Annotated in this window: 19 protein-coding genes; all 19 read right to left on the reverse strand. The window is 37.7% G+C overall.

What is annotated here, in order from left to right:
- Positions 1-26: 26 nt before the first annotated feature.
- Positions 27-983: a gluconeogenesis factor YvcK family protein gene (locus ACIQ38_RS10360; protein WP_402821942.1), complete on the reverse strand. Its 957-nt coding sequence runs from the start codon at positions 981-983 to the stop codon at positions 27-29.
- A gap of 4 nt (positions 984-987) precedes the next feature.
- Positions 988-1,875 carry an RNase adapter RapZ gene (gene rapZ / locus ACIQ38_RS10365; protein WP_402821945.1) on the reverse strand — a complete coding sequence of 296 codons (888 nt, stop codon included), beginning with the start codon at positions 1,873-1,875 and terminating at the stop codon, positions 988-990.
- The gene (locus tag ACIQ38_RS10370; RefSeq protein ID WP_402821948.1) at positions 1,868-2,350 is read right to left on the reverse strand and encodes an NUDIX domain-containing protein; all 483 of its coding nucleotides are present in this window, start codon (positions 2,348-2,350) and stop codon (positions 1,868-1,870) included. The genes rapZ and ACIQ38_RS10370 overlap by 8 nt, the downstream gene beginning before the upstream one ends.
- Positions 2,351-2,548: 198 nt before the next feature.
- On the reverse strand, positions 2,549-3,517 hold the full coding sequence (gene trxB, locus ACIQ38_RS10375) for a thioredoxin-disulfide reductase (RefSeq protein ID WP_402821951.1): 969 nt from the start codon (positions 3,515-3,517) through the stop codon (positions 2,549-2,551).
- A 51-nt stretch (positions 3,518-3,568) separates the two neighbouring features.
- A complete protein-coding gene (locus tag ACIQ38_RS10380; protein WP_402821954.1) occupies positions 3,569-5,095 on the reverse strand; it encodes a tetratricopeptide repeat protein in 1,527 nt (508 codons plus the stop codon).
- A 74-nt stretch (positions 5,096-5,169) separates the two neighbouring features.
- Complete coding sequence (hisIE, locus tag ACIQ38_RS10385; RefSeq protein ID WP_402821957.1) at positions 5,170-5,796, reverse strand: bifunctional phosphoribosyl-AMP cyclohydrolase/phosphoribosyl-ATP diphosphatase HisIE; 627 nt, start codon at positions 5,794-5,796, stop codon at positions 5,170-5,172.
- On the reverse strand, positions 5,793-6,548 hold the full coding sequence (gene hisF / locus ACIQ38_RS10390) for an imidazole glycerol phosphate synthase subunit HisF (protein WP_402821960.1): 756 nt from the start codon (positions 6,546-6,548) through the stop codon (positions 5,793-5,795). The genes hisIE and hisF overlap by 4 nt, the downstream gene beginning before the upstream one ends.
- A complete protein-coding gene (gene hisA / locus ACIQ38_RS10395; RefSeq protein WP_402821963.1) occupies positions 6,542-7,285 on the reverse strand; it encodes a 1-(5-phosphoribosyl)-5-[(5-phosphoribosylamino)methylideneamino]imidazole-4-carboxamide isomerase in 744 nt (247 codons plus the stop codon). The genes hisF and hisA overlap by 7 nt, the downstream gene beginning before the upstream one ends.
- A 47-nt stretch (positions 7,286-7,332) precedes the next feature.
- Entirely contained in the window at positions 7,333-7,929 is a 597-nt protein-coding gene (hisB, locus tag ACIQ38_RS10400) for an imidazoleglycerol-phosphate dehydratase HisB (RefSeq protein ID WP_402821966.1), read from the reverse strand.
- Positions 7,926-9,209, reverse strand: a complete 1,284-nt coding sequence (hisD, locus tag ACIQ38_RS10405) for a histidinol dehydrogenase (protein WP_402821969.1) — start codon at positions 9,207-9,209, stop codon at positions 7,926-7,928. The genes hisB and hisD overlap by 4 nt, the downstream gene beginning before the upstream one ends.
- A gap of 9 nt (positions 9,210-9,218) precedes the next feature.
- A complete protein-coding gene (hisG, locus tag ACIQ38_RS10410) occupies positions 9,219-9,848 on the reverse strand; it encodes an ATP phosphoribosyltransferase (RefSeq protein ID WP_402821971.1) in 630 nt (209 codons plus the stop codon).
- 17 nt (positions 9,849-9,865) lie between these two features.
- Positions 9,866-11,020, reverse strand: coding sequence for an ATP phosphoribosyltransferase regulatory subunit (locus ACIQ38_RS10415; RefSeq protein WP_402821974.1), 1,155 nt, complete (start codon positions 11,018-11,020; stop codon positions 9,866-9,868).
- A gap of 397 nt (positions 11,021-11,417) precedes the next feature.
- Positions 11,418-11,927 (reverse strand): acyltransferase, encoded by a 510-nt coding sequence (locus tag ACIQ38_RS10420; RefSeq protein ID WP_402821976.1) that lies wholly within the window; start codon positions 11,925-11,927, stop codon positions 11,418-11,420.
- A complete protein-coding gene (gene ppaX / locus ACIQ38_RS10425; protein WP_402821978.1) occupies positions 11,924-12,580 on the reverse strand; it encodes a pyrophosphatase PpaX in 657 nt (218 codons plus the stop codon). Before ppaX ends, ACIQ38_RS10420 begins: the two co-directional genes overlap by 4 nt.
- A complete protein-coding gene (locus ACIQ38_RS10430; protein ID WP_402821980.1) occupies positions 12,577-13,515 on the reverse strand; it encodes a nucleoside recognition domain-containing protein in 939 nt (312 codons plus the stop codon). Before ACIQ38_RS10430 ends, ppaX begins: the two co-directional genes overlap by 4 nt.
- Before the next feature lie 19 nt (positions 13,516-13,534).
- Positions 13,535-14,344: a prolipoprotein diacylglyceryl transferase gene (gene lgt, locus ACIQ38_RS10435; protein ID WP_402821983.1), complete on the reverse strand. Its 810-nt coding sequence runs from the start codon at positions 14,342-14,344 to the stop codon at positions 13,535-13,537.
- Between the two features lie 24 nt (positions 14,345-14,368).
- Complete coding sequence (gene hprK, locus ACIQ38_RS10440; protein WP_402821986.1) at positions 14,369-15,304, reverse strand: HPr(Ser) kinase/phosphatase; 936 nt, start codon at positions 15,302-15,304, stop codon at positions 14,369-14,371.
- 438 nt (positions 15,305-15,742) lie between these two features.
- Positions 15,743-16,864 (reverse strand): DUF4097 family beta strand repeat-containing protein, encoded by a 1,122-nt coding sequence (locus ACIQ38_RS10445; protein WP_402821989.1) that lies wholly within the window; start codon positions 16,862-16,864, stop codon positions 15,743-15,745.
- Between the two features lie 101 nt (positions 16,865-16,965).
- Positions 16,966-19,836, reverse strand: a complete 2,871-nt coding sequence (uvrA, locus tag ACIQ38_RS10450) for an excinuclease ABC subunit UvrA (RefSeq protein ID WP_402821992.1) — start codon at positions 19,834-19,836, stop codon at positions 16,966-16,968.
- Positions 19,837-19,842: the final 6 nt, after the last annotated feature.

The following is a 19,842-nucleotide window of genomic DNA, read 5'->3' on the forward strand; positions in this document are numbered from 1 at the left end:
ACAATGATTCATTATGTATGTAATCATTATGCATATTCTTTAAGCCATTTCGCTACTTTCATCGCATCATGACGCACTGCGCCACCATGTACGATGGAAATATCTTTTTTCACGACTTCTAAGTTTAATGTTTCTAATTTTTCTATATCTATTTTGACAGGCGATGCTTTTTCCTGCTTGTATAAATACTGCACATTTTCAGGGATTTCTTCATTGCTAATGAGAATTGTATCTAAGAAATTTTCACCTACATGATCAATTAAGGCGTTCACATGATCAAATACAGTGTAATCATTTGTTTCCCCGGCTTGCGTCATTAAATTACAAATATATACTTTCTTCGCTTTTGAACGAATAATTGCCTCTTTTATACCTTCCACCAATAAATTCGGTAAAATACTAGTATATAGGCTTCCTGGTCCAATTGCGATAATATCGGCTTCGCGGATTGTATTAATCGTCTCTGGTAACGGTTTCACATTGGCTGGCGAAATAAATACCTTTTCTATCTTCTTTCCATATAGTGGGATTTTAGATTCACCACTTACAATTGTCTCATCTTCATATTGTGCATGTAGCGTGACTAATTGGTTGGCTGCTGGTAGAACCTTTCCATGCACTTTTAACACACGGCTCATCTCACTAATGGCATTAGCAAAATCACCTGTAATAGAAGTTAGCGCAGCTAGCATTAGATTTCCTAAAGAATGCCCTTTAAGTTCTTCTGATTTAGAAAAACGATACTGGAACATTTCTTCCACTAAAGGTTCTACATCCGAAAGTGCCGCTAACACATTTCGAACATCCCCGGGTGGTGGAATATCATAATCATCCCGTAATCGACCAGAACTTCCACCATCATCTGCTACAGTGACAATTGCTGTAATGTCGAGTGGGAATTTCTTTAAACCACGAAGCAATGTAGATAGTCCCGTACCACCACCAATAATAACTATTTTCTTACGGTGTTTTGTACGCTCCATTCCTTCATTCCTTTCTTATCGTTACATCCCTATGCGTGATAACCGTTTTATCTTCCGCTTTTAATAGTTTACCAAAGTATTCAGCTAAAGTAACGGAGCGATGTTGTCCGCCCGTACAGCCAAATGCAATGACTAGCTGCGTTTTACCTTCTCGTTTATATTGTGGAATCATAAACAAGAATAAATCCGTCAGCTTTTCGATTAATGTCTTTGTATCTGCCCATTTTAAAACATAACTAGATACCTCTTCATCTAGACCTGATTTTGGCTTTAGTTCTTCTATATAGAATGGATTGGGAAGAAAGCGTACATCGAATACTAAATCAGCATCAATAGGTATTCCGTGTTTAAAGCCAAAAGACATAACATTAACAGTAAATACTTTACTACCTTTTGGCGAAAATTCAGCTTGTATTTTTTCCCTTAACTGACGAGGCTTCATCGTAGAAGTATTATAAATAAATTGCGCTCTTCCTTTTAACTTAGAAAGTAACTCTCGCTCTTTCTTTATCCCGTCTAGTGGGAGGCCAGAATTAGCTAGTGGATGAGACCGTCTAGTCTCTTTGTATCTTCTCACTAATACTTCATCTTTGGCATCTAAAAATAATACTTTTGGAGTGATCGTTGTTGCTTCTTGCAGCTGATTGACCGATTCAACTAATGAATGGAACATTTCACCACCACGTAAATCCATTACTGCTGCGATATTGCGAGGTTGTTTATTGGAATCGATCATTAGCTTGATGAATGTACTTAAAAGCTCCGGTGGTAAATTATCAATACAATAATACCCTAGATCTTCAAAACTTTGAATGGCAACTGTCTTACCTGCTCCAGACATTCCTGTAATAATGACCACTTCAGTTTCCGGCTTTTGTATAGTACTATCCATTGTGTACTTCTCCCTCCGATGATTGCTGAATCGTTTCTGTTATCAATGAAAAATCAGGTGTGTAAACAAAGGTTCCATATTGCATTCCTTTTTCTTGCACAGCAAATAACAAGTTCGTTCGATCCCCTTCAGCCATTGGAAGCGTGTGTAAAGCTTCTACTGGATGCCATTCTAAAATACCTTCTTTTGTTTCTTGAAATGGCGTACCTTCCAAATCATTTGCAACAAATGTGAATAACATCCATTCATCTATTCGTTCTCCATCTTCTTCTATTACCATCGTGTAAATCCCTTTTAAATGGGGGTCAATAGGTATTGCATTCGTTTCCTCGGAAAACTCTCGAATAGCAGCCACGAGGATAGATTCTCCTGCTTCCATTTTACCACCTGGAGCTACGTACCAGTTTCTCCGAGGCTTTTTTAATAATAGCACTTTGTCATCTTTGCATATAAGTAAATTTGCGATTCTTTGCACGATTTGTCACTCCACATCTTTCATGTGTTAATAATTTTATTATACATTAATTTTCACAAAAAGAGGCTGCTTCACGATTAAAATCGCGAAACAGCCTGTTCAACTATTTCTTATATAAAAAGGGGGGTCAATTTATATTTCTAACTATACTCTTTAATTGTTTCAAGAAGGTTACAAATCGATTAAGAAATAATTAAATTAAGCATTCGTTGCTGTTTTATCTTTCATATTTTCAATATAATGTTGTGCTGCTTGTGCTGCAATACTTCCATCGCCTGTTGCCGTAACAATTTGACGAAGCATTTTATCACGTACGTCTCCAGCTCCAAAAATACCAGGTACCACTGTTTCCATTCTTTCGTTCGTTACGATATATCCATTTTCGTTTAAGATTTCTAAATTTGAAAATGGTTTCGTTAATGGAAGCATTCCAACGTAAACAAAAACTCCATCTGTTTCAAATTCTTTTTCAGAACCATCTACTGTCGAAACTAATGTGACGCTTCCTACTTTACCATCTTTACCGTGAATTTCTTTTAACGTTGTATTCCAAATGAAATCGATTTTTTCGTTTGCAAATGCGCGGTCTTGTAAAATTTTCTGCGCGCGCAACTCATCACGACGGTGAACAATTGTTACTTTATCTGCAAATTTCGTTAAAAATGCACCTTCTTCAACAGCAGAGTCTCCTCCACCAACAACCACAAGGTTTTTCCCTTTAAAGAATGCACCATCACAAACTGCACAATAACTTACGCCGCGTCCACCAAGTTCACTTTCACCTGGAATTCCCATTTTCTTATACTCGGCACCAGATGATATAATAACTGCAAGTGCTTTATATTCTTTTCCGCTCACTTTAACTGTTTTATAATCTTCTCCGTCGACAATTTCAGACACGTCTCCGTATGCATATTCTGCACCGAATTTTTTCGCATGTTCAAACATTTTAGTCGAAAGCTCCGGTCCTAAAATCATTTCAAAACCTGGATAGTTTTCTACTTCTTCTGTATTTGCCATTTGTCCACCTGGGATACCGCGTTCAATCATTAAAGTAGAAAGATTCGCACGAGAAGTATATACAGCGGCAGTCATCCCTGCAGGACCTGCTCCTATTATTATCACATCATAAATTTTTTCTTCCGTCATCTTACATTCCTCCCACATTGCTTCTACCATCAATCTAAATGATTTTTATGCATGCTTCAACTTTTATGCTTACGCATCGAATAATGGCAAGAATTGCATAAGTTCATTTACATATTTTGTCAATGTGGTAGTCGTAATCCCGTATTCTTCTGCATATTGCTTTTTCGTTACATTTTTCTTTCTGGAAGATTCAAACATATACTCTGTCGCAGCAGCTAATGCACGTGGATTTTTGAATGCATATGCCTTTTTCAATGCACGTTCCACTAAGACAAACCACATTTGAAATAAAAACGTAGCCGATTGTTCCATCGATTTATGCTTTTCATAAAGTAAATCTGTGGCTGCAATTGCTCTTAAAAAAGCTTTTTCCGCAACGGACTTTTCCTCAAATGAGTGTCCTAAAGAATGGGCCAAAAATAGTTTTTCCATTGTCGTCAATTCTTCTACAACAATCCATTTTGGATGGGAAATAATTTCTTGCCTATGCCCTGATTTACCTAGTACATAAAAACCTAAAATACGCTCACTTAAGTGTGGGCTATGTAGCTTTTCTAAAATGAACTCTTTTTGATTTTCCATCTGTGATTCATCTACGCTTTTTAAATGCGGCAACCAAGGTTCAAAACCTGCTTTTTCTGGATCCAATTTTAATAATGTCTTCCAAGCATTTTTCGCTATTTCTTCATGTCCAGAAAAATGAGCTGAATGCGATAACCAAAAATAAAACCCTGGATCCCCTTCAAAACCTTTACGTTGCAAACTTCTTAACCACTTAAATGCTTGCTCGTATTTGCCAATAAGCGCAAAGGTAGCACCTAGTTTATATCGATGTTCGATGAAATAAGGATTAATTTTACTTAAAAACTCCGTTATTTCTTCTAGCTCTTCTTGATTTTTTTCATAATAATAAATGACCGCTAAATTGCATAGCGCATGAATATTCCCTCTGTTTTCTCTTAACACTTCATGAAGTAATGCCTTTGCTTGTTCCTCTTCGCCAATATAAAAATAGGCAAGCGCCAAATTATTAAATGCTGCCCAAAAATCAGGATATTGTGTAATAATGTCCTCTAATAATTCGACTGCTTCAGGAAATTTGCCTTGTTCCATTAATCGACGCGATTTTTCTTGTAAAAAAAGGGCCTCACTGGAAGGTGCGTCCATTTGAAGAGATATGACATCTTCTTGCTCCGTAAAATCTACAATTTCCATTGCGTCTTCGGTGTATTCCCCGTTTATATTCATCTCCAAATACCTTTTGGCAAACCGGTTTGCATCCATAAAGTTGCCAATATGGGCATTTACTTCTGCCAAAAAGAAAACGATTTCAGGATCATCCGGATCTATTTTATAAGCACTTCTTAAAAATTCATGGGCTACATCGAATTTATCTAACTCCATTTGTAAAATGGCATATTGCATTAAAATGACGGGATCTTCAGGACTTAAATCTACAGCCCTTTTTAAATATTTATGTGCTTTTTCATATTTTTCTTTTTGTAATTCATCTAATGCTTTTTTATAGTAGTATTCGCCCGTAGGCAAAAATGAAATTATATTTTCTTTAAAAATCTTTTTACTTTTTTTATTCAAGATAATCCTCCGAAAAATAATAAGAGACGTTTCAACGTCCCTTATTAGTATACTCTTCAGTATATCATAAAGTATTATTTTTTATCGGCTTTCTCTTCATGTCTTTTTTGCAGTACTTGCAATAGATCATAAAAGTTTACTTTTTGATTTTGTAATAGAACGAGCAAGTGATAAATTAAATCTGCTGCTTCCCATTTCAATTCTTCTGCATCATCGTTTTTAGAAGCAATAATAACTTCTGCAGACTCTTCCCCAACTTTTTTACAAATCTTATCTACGCCTTTTTCGAATAGATAGGTCGTATAGGCACCTTCTGGCATCGTTTCCTGTCTTTCCTTAATCGTATTAATAAGGGAAGTGACCACATTATAACCAACAGTCTCGTCAAACTTTTCTAAAGACTTATGGAAGCATGTGTCTTCTCCAGTATGGCAAGCAGGTCCAGAAGGTAAAACCTCTACCACTAAAGCATCTGAATCACAATCCGTACAAATAGATACAACTTTTTGTGTATTTCCAGATGTTGCCCCTTTATGCCATAATTCTTGTCTACTTCTACTGAAGAACCATGTCTCTTTTGTTTCTACCGTCTTGTTATACGATTCCTCATTCATATAAGCGAGTGTTAATACTTCTCTCGTAATAGCATGCTGAACAATTACAGGAATAAGCCCTTTGTCATCATAGTTTAAATTGGTCATTTCACTTCGACTCCTCTTTCGCGTATGTAATTTTTCACTTCCGCTACACTTGTTTCTTTGAAATGAAAAATGGATGCTGCAAGTGCTGCATCCGCATTTGCTTCCGTAAACGCAGCTAATATATGCTCGACATTTCCGGCTCCACCACTAGCGGTAATTGGAATCGCAACAGCTTCTTTCACTCGTTTTGTAATTTCAATGTCGTAACCGTCTTTTTCTCCGTCACGGTCCATGCTCGTTAACAATATTTCTCCCGCTCCAAGCTTTTCTACTTCGATTGCCCAATCAACCGCTTTCCAGTCCGTTTTCTTTTGACCGCCATGTGTATAGACGAACCAATCTTGCTCTTCCTCCGACCATTTCACATCGATTGCGATAATTATTTTATTGGACCCAAATGCTTTTGCGCCTTCCGTAATAACGTCGGGATTGCTAATGGCTGCACTATTAATAGATACTTTACTAGCACCTGCATCTAGCAGTTGTTTCATATTATCGGTAGTACGAATTCCACCGCCAACCACTAGAGGGATAGAAATTTGAGCAGCTGTTTTTTTCACGACATCCAGCATTGTATCGCGACCTTCGACAGACGCAGAAATATCTAAAAATACAAGTTCATCTGCTCCTTCTTTATCATAAAATGCAGCTAACTCCGCTGGATCCCCAGCGTCTCTTAGCCCAACAAATTGAATCCCTTTTACAACACGCCCATCTTTCACATCTAGACATGGAATAATTTTCTTTACCATTTTGTAACCTCCTGCAATGCTTCCGTCAATGTGAAACGATTGTTGTATAATGCTTTTCCTGTAATAACGCCACTTACCGTCGAATTTTTTGCCAGTTTCGCTACTTCTCCTAAATCTTCTAGTGAGCTAATCCCACCTGAAACGATAACGGATAATCCGGTTGCTTCTGCAAGCTCTTGGTTTGCCGCTAAGTTAGGTCCCTGAAGCGTTCCATCCGTTGCGATATCGGTAAAAATAACATGCTTAGCACCTTTTGAAGCAAAGTATTGTCCTACTTCTATTGCAGATTGAGAAGATGTCTCCAACCAACCATGCGTTGCTACCATGCCGTCTTTTGCGTCTAGCCCGATGACGATTCGTTCACCGCCAAACTCCTCTAATAATTGCGCTACTAGTTCTGGTTGTGAAATAGCAAGACTTCCGATAATGACACGCGTCACACCATTGTTTAAATAGTAGCTGACATCTTCTTTAGAACGAATACCTCCACCTATTTGAACACTAACTGGTAGTTCCTTAGCGATTCGAATGACTTCGTTTGTATGAATTTTCTCGCCATCTTTGGCACCATCTAAATCGACTAGATGAATCCAAGTCGCTCCTTCATCTGCAAATTTCTTGGCCATGTCAAATGGTGAATCGCCATAAATCGTTTCTTGCTCATAATCTCCTTGATATAAACGGACACATTTTCCGCCTTTCATATCAATGGCTGGATACACTTGAATGGACGTCATTTTATTTCCCCCTATTAACTGTCTAGACTTTAGCACTTGCTCTTTTCTTATGTAAGCAGTCCTTTTGTGGAAGGTACACCTTTCACTCGCTCGTCTTTCGTAATTGCGTCATCAATTGCGCGAGCTAGTGCCTTGAAAATAGCTTCAATCATATGATGTGTATTGACTCCGTAATGTACAATAACATGCACATTCATACGTGCTTCCAGTGCAAATTTCCATAAAAACTCATGCACAAGCTCTGTATCGAAATTGCCAACTTTTTGTGTTGGAAATTGTGCACGAAATTCTAAATGCGGACGGTTGGAAATATCAATCACTACTTGAGCTAAGGCATCATCCATTGGAACATAGGCATTTCCGTACCGTTTGATGCTTTTCTTATCTCCTAGTGCTTCTTTTACTGCTTGACCAAGTACGATTCCGATATCTTCTGTCGTATGGTGGTCATCGATATGTGTGTCGCCATTCGCTTTAATCGTTGCGTCAAATAAGCCATGTTTTGTAAACAGATCGAGCATATGATCCATAAATGGCACACCCGTATCAATCTCTGCTTTTCCTTCTCCATCTAAATCTATTTCCACCCACACTTTTGTTTCATTTGTCATTCTTTCTATTTTAGCCGTTCTTTTACTTGTCAATTTGAATCCCCCTTATCCCAACTTCTCGATTCGACCGATCGTGCATGTCCTTCTAATTGTTCCAACCTTGCAAGTCGTGCAATTTTTGGATATTGTGCTTGCCACATTTCTTCTGAGTAATAGACAACACTCGTTTTCTTCACAAAATCATCGACACATAGTCCACTGGAAAAACGTGCAGTGCTATTAGTTGGTAATACATGATTGGTACCAGCAAAATAATCCCCAACCGGCTCACTACTGAATCTGCCGATAAAGATTGCGCCAGCATGATGGATTTGTTCGCAAACTGCTTCTGCATGTTCTGTCATTATTTCTAAATGCTCCGGAGCAAGCTCATTAATAGCAGCAATCGCTTGTTCTAATGATTCTGCAATATAGATGCATCCAAAATTTTCGATGGAAGCTCTAGCAATTTCTTCTCTAGGCAGTTGCTTTAATTGTTTCTCTACTTCTAATGAAACTTGTTCTGCTAGTTTTTCGCTCGTTGTAACTAATACCGAACAGGCAAATTTGTCATGCTCTGCTTGTGCCAATAAGTCGGAGGCTACTTCGTCTGCATAAGCCGTTTTATCTGCTAGCACTGCTATTTCACTTGGACCTGCAATCATATCAATCGCTACTTTTCCAAACACTTCTTTTTTCGCAAGTGCGACAAAACTATTCCCAGGACCTGTAATTTTATCGACTGCTTTAATCGTTTCTGTTCCGTAAGCAAGAGCAGCAATCGCTTGTGCTCCTCCTACTTTATAAATCTCGGTTACACCAGCAATACGTGCAGCAACCAATACAGATGCCGGAAGCTTCCCATCTTTTGAAGGAGGTGAAGTAATGACTACTCTTTTCACTCCAGCTACAATAGCAGGGATTGCATTCATTAATACCGACGATGGATACGCTGCAGTACCTCCAGGAACATAAAGTCCTACTGCATCGAGTGGTGAAATTTTATATTGAATATAAGAATTTTTATCCAATGGGAAATCTATATTTTGTCGTGCTTGTTGTGAATGAAATGCACGAATATTAGCAGCCGCTTCTTCTAAATCTTCAATCAATTGTGGATCAAAGCTAGCAAATGCCTCTTCTATTTCTTCCTTTGTTACTTGTAAAGAAGAAAGTTTTGCACCGTCCCATTTTTCCGTATATGTAAAAAGGGCTTCATCGCCATATTTTTTCACTTGCTCGATTACTTCCCGCACAATCTCTAAGTGATTCTCGTTTGCCTGCTCGACAGATCGTTGTAGTGAAATGGTATTTGTAAGCTTTTCTATTTTCATACGATTCCCCTACCTTTTAATCAATTCATTTTTTAATTGTGCAACAAATTCTCGGATACGTTCACTTTTCACTCGGTAACTGACAGGATTGACGATTAAACGAGAGGATATATCCACAATTTTTTCATATTCAACTAGCCCATTTTCTTTTAATGTTTGACCGGTTGAAACAATGTCCACGATTCGATCAGCTAGTCCGATCATCGGCGCCAATTCTATCGATCCATTGAGCTCAATAATTTCCACTTGCTCTCCCTTTTCTTTATAAAAGTTTGTAGCAATAGTCGGATATTTTGTCGCAACTCGTGGTGCTATTTCGTTCATCGTCGTATTCGGAAGTCCTGCCGTTGCGATATAGCAATTGCTAATATGCAAATCAAGTAACTCATGTACATCTCGGAGTTGTTCTAACAAAACATCTTTTCCCGCTATGCCGATATCCGCAACTCCGTGCTCCACATAAACGGGAACATCCATTGGCTTCGCTAATATAAATTGAATTCTTTCCTCGGGGGCTTCGACAATCAGCTTTCTAGAGTCACTAATCTCTTGTGGCAGATCAAATCCAGCTTCTACAAATAATTGATATGCTTCTTCGAAAATACGCCCTTTTGGCATGGCAATTGTTAACTCATTCACGTAAAGAACCACCTTCTTTAGACAATTAGTACTTCATCAAAACTTTGTTTATATACATCCAAATCATAGACACTATCTATATATTGAAGCGTTACACGTTCCGCATTATCCCTTCTCGCTTCTGCTAAAGCATTGGCTTTCAAATAGGCACCTTCTGTAAATAAAATAAGCGTATTCTTTTCTAATACGACATCTTTGCTCAAAACTTCTAAAAGTCTGTCTACACGTATACCAAATCCAATGGCCCCTACCTGCTCGCCAAATTGTTGGAATAATTCATCGTATCTTCCGCCATTTCCAATCGGGAAGCCACTTCCTGCAGCATAAATTTCAAACAGCATGCCCGTATAATAGCTCATATGACTTGCAAGTGAGAAGTCGAAAGAGATAATGGATGGATCATTTAGTTGAAGTTCCAATAAACGTTTTAACTGCTCCAATTGATCTATTAAATATTGCTGTTTTTCCGTTAAAAATGGTCGGAAGTTTTCAAATGTTTTAAAGTCAATCGTATAATCTATTAGCTTTGTAAGATTCCCTTTTTGTTCTTCTAATAAGCCAAGCTGGTCTAACTTTTGTTCGAATCCTACAAAGTTTTTTTCTACTAATAACTGTCTTAGCGCATCTACTTGTTCCACTGTATTTGTATTATTCGTTAGAAACGCCGTTAATAATCCTGCATGCCCAATCGTAATCCGAAAACTTTCCACACCAATCGTTTTTATTAGTTCTGCTGCAGTATGAATAATTTCACTATCGCCGTATGCGCTAAAATCACCAATCAACTCCAATCCTAGCTGTTCAAACTCAGCAGGACGGCCGCCTTCCCGTTGTTGTGCACGAAACACATTTGCATAATAAGCTAATCTTAATGGATTTTTTTCTTTCAACAATTTGGAAGCCGCAATTCTTGCGATAGGTGTTGTCATGTCGGGACGCAATACAAGTGTTTCCCCTTGATTGTCCACTAGTTTAAATAGAGACGATTCATCAATTGCGGAAGCTTTTCCGATTGTTTCAAAATACTCAACAGATGGTGTTTTGATAAAATCGTAACCTTTGTTTCGTATAAAGTTTCTCGCTGTTGATCGTATGTATTCTTTTTGTTCATTTACTTCTGGAAACGAATCTCTCATTCCCAAAGGTTTTTCAAACATTTGAATTTTACCCATTTCAGCCCTCCTAAATTCACTTCACCTTGCTAGAGTACTAATATATTAAATTATATAGATTTTATCCTATATTATTCATTTCGTCAATCTTTCCGATTGTTCCTTTTAGAATAGTAAGAAAAATGTAAGTCCATAGTTTTCTGTAGCTTTCTAGCTAGTAGTGAATAAAGTGGTTAGCATCGAGAAAATTGATTATGTGGAATAAATACTTCTTCCCTTTACGCAATAACCGCCAATCGCAAGATATATAGCTTGAATCGCAAGGTTGCCGCTGGGAATCGCAAGATACACACTCTAAATCGCAAGACAGCTTCCATCCTTACAATAAATAGGAGGTGCAATTACTCTGCCCTAAAGCAAAAAAAGCTATCCTTCACATGAAGAATAGCTTTTTTCGTTACTTACTATTTCGTTCCATCATTTGTTCCTTCGTGTAAATAATGCGCATAGGGTTGCCTCCGACAAAACAACCTTCTGGAACATCAGCATTGACAAGTGTAGCTGCAGACACGATTGCATCGTTCCCTATGGTAACACCAGGTAAAATAGTAGAATTGGCTCCGATCAGCACTCGGTCACCAATGATTACATCACCGATGCGATACTCATCTATCAAATATTCATGTGCTAATATCGTCGTGTTGTAGCCAATTATCGTGTTATCCCCTACTTTAATCCGTTCTGGGAACATAACATCTACCATCACCATCAAAGCAAAAGACGTTTCTTTGCCAACTTTCATTCGCAGAAATACACGATAAAAAAAGTTTTTCCAACTTAAAAAGGGAGAGTATCTCGCTGCTTGTATGAAGATAAAGTTTTTCACTACTTTCCAAAAAGGAACTGTATCATACACATGCCATAATGAATTGGCACCACTTACAGGATATCTTTCCGTTCTCCTCATACTGTCTGACCTTTAGCAATTTCGAGAAGCTCACTTATATGATGAATCATGTACGTTGGCAAGTAAGTTGCTAAAAAAGCTTCTCCTTTCGCGGACCAGGCAACAGCAGCCGTATCTACTCCCGCTCTTTGTCCTCCCACGATATCATGTAAATTATCACCAATCATTAATGCCTCTTCTTTTCCAACACCTAGTCTTTCAAGTGCAAGTTCAATTGGCTCAGGATCTGGTTTGGCATTTTTTACATCGTCAATTCCGATGATGGTGTCAAATAATGCTCCACATTTCATCAGGTTAATCCCTCTATCAATCATTTCTTTTCTTTTTGTCGATACGATGGCTAGTTTGTAGCCTTCTTCTTTTAATTTCTGTAAAGTTTCGACAACGCCATCAAAGGGCACAACCATTTCATCATGGTGTTGAAGATTCCATTCACGATAAGCTGCTATGAGTGATTCCGTTAGTTCGGGATTGATGGAATGGAATGTTTCTTGCAAAGTTGGTCCGAGAAATGGTAAAACACTATCTCTATCGTATTTCCCGGGAAATCTTTCTCCTAAAACATGTAAAAAGCTTTCGATTATTAGATCATTGGTATTTAATAATGTTCCGTCAAAATCAAACAATAATGCTTTGTAGGCTTTTCCCTTCATAGCGTAACCACTTCCTCTTTTTTTCTTTGCTCCGATTTACGCCATATGTAAGCGACAATTATCGTCAATACAAATGCTGTTGCTAGTCTTATTAAAAATAAGGGCAGTATTGGCACTCCTAATGGAAGAAAGACTAGCGTGTCTTCCACTACAGCATGACATGCCACCAAAAAGATAAAGACTAGTGTCGCATCCTTTTTACTTACTCCGTCTTCTTGCACTGCTTGTATCATAACGCCAGCACCATAAGCAAGACCTATTGCTAACCCTGCAACAAGTGTCAAAGAAGCATTTGGTTGAATGCCAATAACTTTTGTAAAGGGTGCGATCTTTTCAGAAAACTTTTGTAAATAATTTCGGTCTTTTAAAACTTGTATAATAATCATTAATGGAATAACAATTAGGGCTAGTTGTAAAACGCCAAAAGTTGCTTTTTGCAAGCCAAGTAAAATAATCTCTCCCCAACCATCCGGGATTTTCTCGACAGCGGTAATCGCACCATACTTAGCAATTTCTCCGCCACCTTGCCAAACTAAATTTATTACTATCGCTGACAAAATAGCTAATCCAAAACGAACGACTAAAACAACCCAAAGTTTCACTCCTACTCGAAGTGCAACCCCTGTTTCTATAAAGATATTATGTGAAAATGATAACATCGTTGCTAATATAAAAACTTCTTTCACCGTCAGTTCTAAAGCAAGGATTCCACCAATACCAGCATAGAGGTTTACTCCATTTCCTAATACAAGTGGAATAGCCGCTTCCCCCCTAAGTCCGAGTAGCCCCATGAACGGTGATATTAAATCTATTATCCACGGGAGAACTGGTGTGTATTGCAAAATAACTACGATTAAAGTAATTGGAAAAATTACTTTACTCAATGTCCACGTCGTTTTTAGACCTGCTAAAAGCCCCCTCTGTAATGTCCCCACACTATTTCCCTTCTTTCACTCACTTATCCTGATATCGAACGACTGGTTTAACCGTCATTCTTCTATATACAAATATAATAATTGCGACGGCAATTGTTACTAATGAAATAACTTGTGCTTGTCGTAAATCTCCTATTAAATAAAGACTATCTGTACGCATTCCTTCTATAAAGAAACGTCCTACGGAATACCATACTAAATAAAACAGAACCATTTCCCCACGACGTAAATTCACTTTACGAAGTAAAATTAATATGATAACTCCTATTAAGTTCCATACCGATTCATATAAAAATGTTGGGTGATAATATTTACCTTCTATATACATTTGGTTAATAATCCAGTCCGGAAGCTTTAAATTCTCTAAAAAGCTTCTAGTCACTTCTCCACCATGCGCTTCTTGGTTCATGAAGTTCCCCCAGCGTCCAACTGTTTGTCCGATTAAAATACTAGGAGCTACAATATCGGTTACTTTCCAAAAAGAAGTCCCTCTTTTTTTCGTAAAGAAATACGCGGTTAAAAATGAACCGATTAAAGCACCATGAATGGCAATTCCACCATTCCAAATTTCAATAATTTTTCCCGGATTTTGACCATAAAAATCCCATTTAAAAATGACATAGTATATACGAGCACTAATAATCGCGATTGGTACAGCCCAAATAAGTAAATCGGTTAAATAATCTGGATGAAATCCCCGTTTCACCATCTCTTTTTGTGCTACTAAAAAAGCTACGATTATACCGAATGCAATTATTACTCCGTACCAACGCACTTCTAATGATCCTAATGAAAAAGCCACCGGATCAATTGCTTGTAATAAATTCATACGAAACTCCCTTCAACTGGCTCATTAGTAATTTGCTTCTCCATTTTGCCCGATTACATCGTCTAATCGTTTGGCAAAATCTTCTGCAGCATTAACGCCCATTCGCTTCAATCGATGATTCATCGCTGCTACTTCAATAATAACAGCCAAGTTTCGACCTGGACGAACTGGAACGGTTAATTTTGTAATGGCCGTGTTAATAATTTCTATTTTTTCTTCTTCCAAGCCTAGTCTATCATAGGTCTTTTTCTCATCCCATATTTCAAGCTCGATTACTAATGTAATTCGCTTATAATTTCGAATAGCACTTGCACCAAAAAGCGTCATTATATCAATAATACCAAGTCCACGTATTTCTAGAAGATGTTCGATTAATTTAGGCGCACTACCAACGAGTGTATCTTCCCCTTCTTGCCTAATCTCTACACAATCATCTGCTACAAGACGATGCCCTCTTTTTACTAATTCTAGCGCCGTTTCACTTTTACCAACGCCACTTTTCCCAGTGATTAAGACCCCTACCCCATATATATCTACTAATACGCCATGCACGGCAGTCGTAGGTGCAAGCATGCTCTCTAAAAAGTTGGTTAACATACTAGAAAATCTAGTAGTCGGCATACTTGTTGTTAAGACAGGAACTGAGTTTGCATTGGAAGCTGCAATTAATTCTTCTGGTACTTCCATTCCATGCGATACGATAATAACAGGTGTATCGGATGCACACAATTTCATCATTCGCTCGCTTTTTTCTTTTTCAGTTAATAAAGCAAAAAACGAGATTTCTGTTTTCCCCATTAGTTGAATACGATTGGATGGATAGTGGGTAAAGTAACCCGCCATTTCAATCCCCGGTCGAGAAATATCGCTAATTGCAACGTGTCGCCCAATTCCTTCCTCCCCACTTACTAATGAAAGATTGAACTTTTCTTTAATGTCCTTTGTCGTCACATGAGGCATATCTCTCCACTCCTTCCCACTTCTTTCTACACATAGTTCTTATTTTAGCATGATTAGTCATTCTTTTTGTATTCATTTATCTTTTGTTTGCTATTTATTAAAGGAGTTCGGCGTGCTTTTAGGCATATTATTCCTATAATATGTAGAAATCATCGTCGTCTCACTCCAAGTAAACTTGTTATTGTAAGAAATTAGTTGCTTTCATCGGTAATTTAGTTGCTCTCATGCTAATTTTAGTTGCTTTCGTACTGAAATTAGTTGCCTTCAATAGATGTTTGATTGCCCTTAGCCATTCTTTGGAATTTTGTATGATGGTATGAGACCCTGCAAGAGCGTTAATAACATAACCAATGCTATTTATAGAATCTTTCCATGTATATACTTTCATAAAAAAAGCCGAAAGGGGTTTGGTGCCCCCTTACGGCTTTTGGATGTTTCTTATTCACTGTCTACTGTATAACGTACAAGAACGGATCCTGTTTTTGCATCTCCGTATACTCTTAGCGGTTCTGCTTCGGAGTCCACTATTTTAGTAAATCCTACTTTTTTGTTCAACATTTGTTCTGATTGATTAAGCTGCGTGACATCTGACAGTTGTACATCAATCTTTCCTAATTGAGAAGTAGCCTCTCCTTTTAGCGACACATCTTTTGGTACGTATAATTCAACCGTTCCTGCAACAGCAGTACCTTCGATTTTACGTGCGTCTTTATCTTTTGTCGTTAAAATCACATGCCCACTAACCGAAGAACCTTCCAACTCTTTCAGCTTTCCATCTACATAAATACGACCATTCATTGTTTCTACTTCGATGGAATCTCCTTCAACATGTTGCACTTGAACGGATCCATTTACCGTTTCTATATCTGCTCTTTTAAACGTCAATGCATCTAGAGTTACTTTTCCGTTCGTTGTTTTAACTTTCAAAGAGTTTGCCTCTAAATTCTTCGCAGAAAATTCTCCATTGAACAATCGTGCTGAAATATGATTATATGTTTGTTTCGGTACATAAAGCGCTACTTGAACAGAAGTCGTTTTCATATCGCTATACACTCGTAATTTATTTCCTTCTGTTGTGAAGATAAATTCTTCTGCAAAACGTGCTTTCGCTTCTTCTTCAGTTGAGTTTCTGAAGGATTTTACTTTTACCGTTGCGTGTGCGTAAGCTTCTTCTGTAGGTAGAATTTCTATTTTACCATTGGCAATATTAACCGAAATATCTTCGAAAGTCGCTTGTTCTTTTGCTAATCTTTCTTCGAAAACAACTGGCTCGCCAAATGGCATTTCAAAATCAAAGTCCTTCATCTTATCTACAGTTCCTTGCATAAACTGCATAAAGCGTTCACCCATTACCGTGAAATCACGCTTTAAATCCTCTATAAAATCTGCGCCTTGATGCTTGTTTTGTGCATGTTTTTGTTCTTGTTTTGGCTCTTCCTTTTCTAGTGAAAAGGCTGGTGTAGATTGTTTACCAAGTTCCTCTAGTAGTGCCAATGCTTCTTGTGCAGTAATCGTGCCGTTTTCAACCATATCTAAAATACGTTTTCGTTCTTCTTGCATAGTGAAAGGCCTCCTTATAAGTTTAAAATATAAAACGAGTTACTTACTCTATTAAATACGATTAAACTTGAATAAAGTTTCATTTATGATTGAACGGTTGGTTATTTCTTCGTAGAAGCTTCTAACACAACTTCATCCATTCGTTTGCGATCTCTTTCAAGAATAGGCTTTAAGTACTTACCAGTATATGATTTTTTTGCTTCGATGATTTTTTCAGGTGTTCCAACCGCTACTATGGTGCCACCTTTGTCCCCACCTTCAGGACCTAAATCAATCATATAATCAGCTGTTTTAATAACATCCAAGTTATGTTCAATAACTAGTACAGAGTCACCATTATCTACAAGACGTTGCAGCACAACAAGTAAACGAGCAATATCATCTACATGCAAACCGGTCGTCGGTTCATCTAAAATATAAAATGTTTTACCATTAGATCGTTTATGCAATTCAGAAGCTAATTTGACACGCTGCGCTTCTCCTCCTGAAAGTGTTGTTGCTGGTTGACCTAATTCCACATAACCTAGACCCACATCGACAATCGTTTGTAGTTTTCGACTAATTTTCGGATGGTTTTCAAAAAATACTAATCCATCTTCTACTGTCATTTTCAATACTTCTGCAATGTTTTTGCCTTTGTATTGTACTTCTAAAGTTTCTCTGTTATACCTTTTCCCATGACATACTTCACAAGGAACATAGACATCTGGTAAAAAGTGCATCTCAATTTTAATGATTCCATCTCCACGACATGCTTCACAACGTCCGCCTTTTACATTAAAGCTGAATCTACCTTTTTTATATCCTCTTACTTTTGCTTCGTTTGTCGCCGCATATAAGTCGCGTATATCATCGAATACGCCTGTATATGTTGCTGGATTGGATCTTGGGGTACGGCCAATTGGCGATTGGTCGATATCGATTACTTTTTCTAATTGGTCAATACCTTCTACACTTTTGTTTGCTCCTGGTTTTACTTTGGAACGATTTAGTTTGGAAGCAAGCGATTTATATAGAATTTCATTTACTAATGTACTTTTCCCGGAACCAGATACACCTGTTACTGCTGTAAATACGCCTAATGGAATATCTACACTGACATTTTTCAAGTTATTTTCAGTTGCGCCTTTGATTTTAATATAGCGTCCATCGGGTTTTCTTCTTTCGATTGGTAAAGGAATATACTTTTTCCCACTTAAATATTGTCCAGTTAAGGAGTTTTGATTATTCATCACTTCTTCAGGCGTTCCTGCAGCAACAATTTGACCACCACGAATACCTGCACCAGGTCCAACATCGATTAAATAGTCGGCAGCCATCATCGTATCTTCGTCATGTTCTACAACAATTAACGTATTTCCAATGTCGCGCATACTTTTTAATGTATCAATTAATCGATCATTATCACGCTGATGCAAACCAATTGATGGCTCATCTAGAATATATAATACGCCTGTTAATCTGGAACCTATTTGTGTAGCCAAACGAATTCGTTGTGCTTCTCCACCAGATAATGTGCCGGATGCACGGTTTAAAGTTAGATAATCCAGTCCAACATTTTCTAAAAACCCTAGGCGCTCATGGATTTCTCTTAATACTAATCGAGCAATTTGCATATCTTTTTCAGATAAAGTTAATTGATGGAAAAATTTATTTGCTTCGGTAATAGAAAATTGCGATATTTGCCCGATATGCATCGAATCTACTTTCACTGCAAGTGTTTCTTTTTTTAAGCGATATCCTTTACAAGTAGGACAATCATGTTGTGCCATATATTTTTCCATTTGCTCGCGAATATAATCAGAAGAGGTATCTTTATATCGGCGTTCGATATTTGCTAATACTCCTTCAAATTGAATGAGACTGTCGCGTACTTGTCCAAATTCATTTTCATACCGAAAACGAATCTTATCTTCTCCAGATCCATACATAATTTTATTCCACTGATCGATTGGCAACTTTTCGACTGGCACATTCATTTTTATTTTGTAATGTTTGCAAACAGCTTCTAATAATTTTGGATAGTATTGAGAGCTTGTTGGTTGCCATGCAAGAATTGCCCCTTCTTCCAACGTCATACTTTTATCCGGTACAACGAGTTCTGGGTCTACTTCCAGTTTCGTTCCTAATCCATCACAATCCGGACACGCACCAAATGGATTGTTAAAGGAGAACATGCGTGGCTCTAACTCGCCAATTGAAAATCCACAAATTGGACAAGCATGATGCTCACTAAACAAAATTTCCTCATGCTCCATGACATCTATTAATACGCGACCATCCGCTAGACGCAGAGCAGATTCTAATGAATCACTGAGTCTTGCTGCAATTCCATCTTTCATGACGATTCTATCTATAACAACTTCGATATTATGTTTTTTATTTTTATCTAGATTGATATCATCGTCTAGATCTCTGATTTCCCCGTCTAATCGAATACGCACAAAGCCTTGCTTTTTCATATCTTCTAGCAATTTCACATGCGTTCCTTTACGCCCAGACACAATCGGTGCCAGTACTTGCATTTTCGTTCTTTCCGGGTACTCACTCAAACGATCCACCATTTGTTCAATCGTTTGAGAGGATATTTCAATTCCATGTGTCGGACAGATTGGTTTACCGACACGTGCAAATAATAACCGTAAATAATCATAAATTTCCGTAACAGTCGCTACGGTAGAACGTGGATTTTTACTTGTCGTCTTTTGGTCGATGGAAATAGCCGGAGAAAGTCCTTCTATCACATCAACATCAGGTTTATCCATTTGCCCTAAAAACTGTCTTGCATATGCGGACAATGATTCCACATATCGACGTTGGCCTTCCGCATAAATAGTATCGAATGCTAAAGACGATTTACCAGATCCGGACAAGCCAGTCATAACAACAAGCTTATCTCTAGGTATTTTTAAGCTGACGTTTTTTAAATTATGTGCCCGAGCACCTTCTATAATAATTTCTTGATTCTTCACTATTAT

It is taken from the genome of Psychrobacillus sp. NPDC096389, from assembly GCF_044762855.1.
In the GTDB taxonomy this organism is placed as follows: Bacteria; Bacillota; Bacilli; order Bacillales_A; family Planococcaceae; genus Psychrobacillus.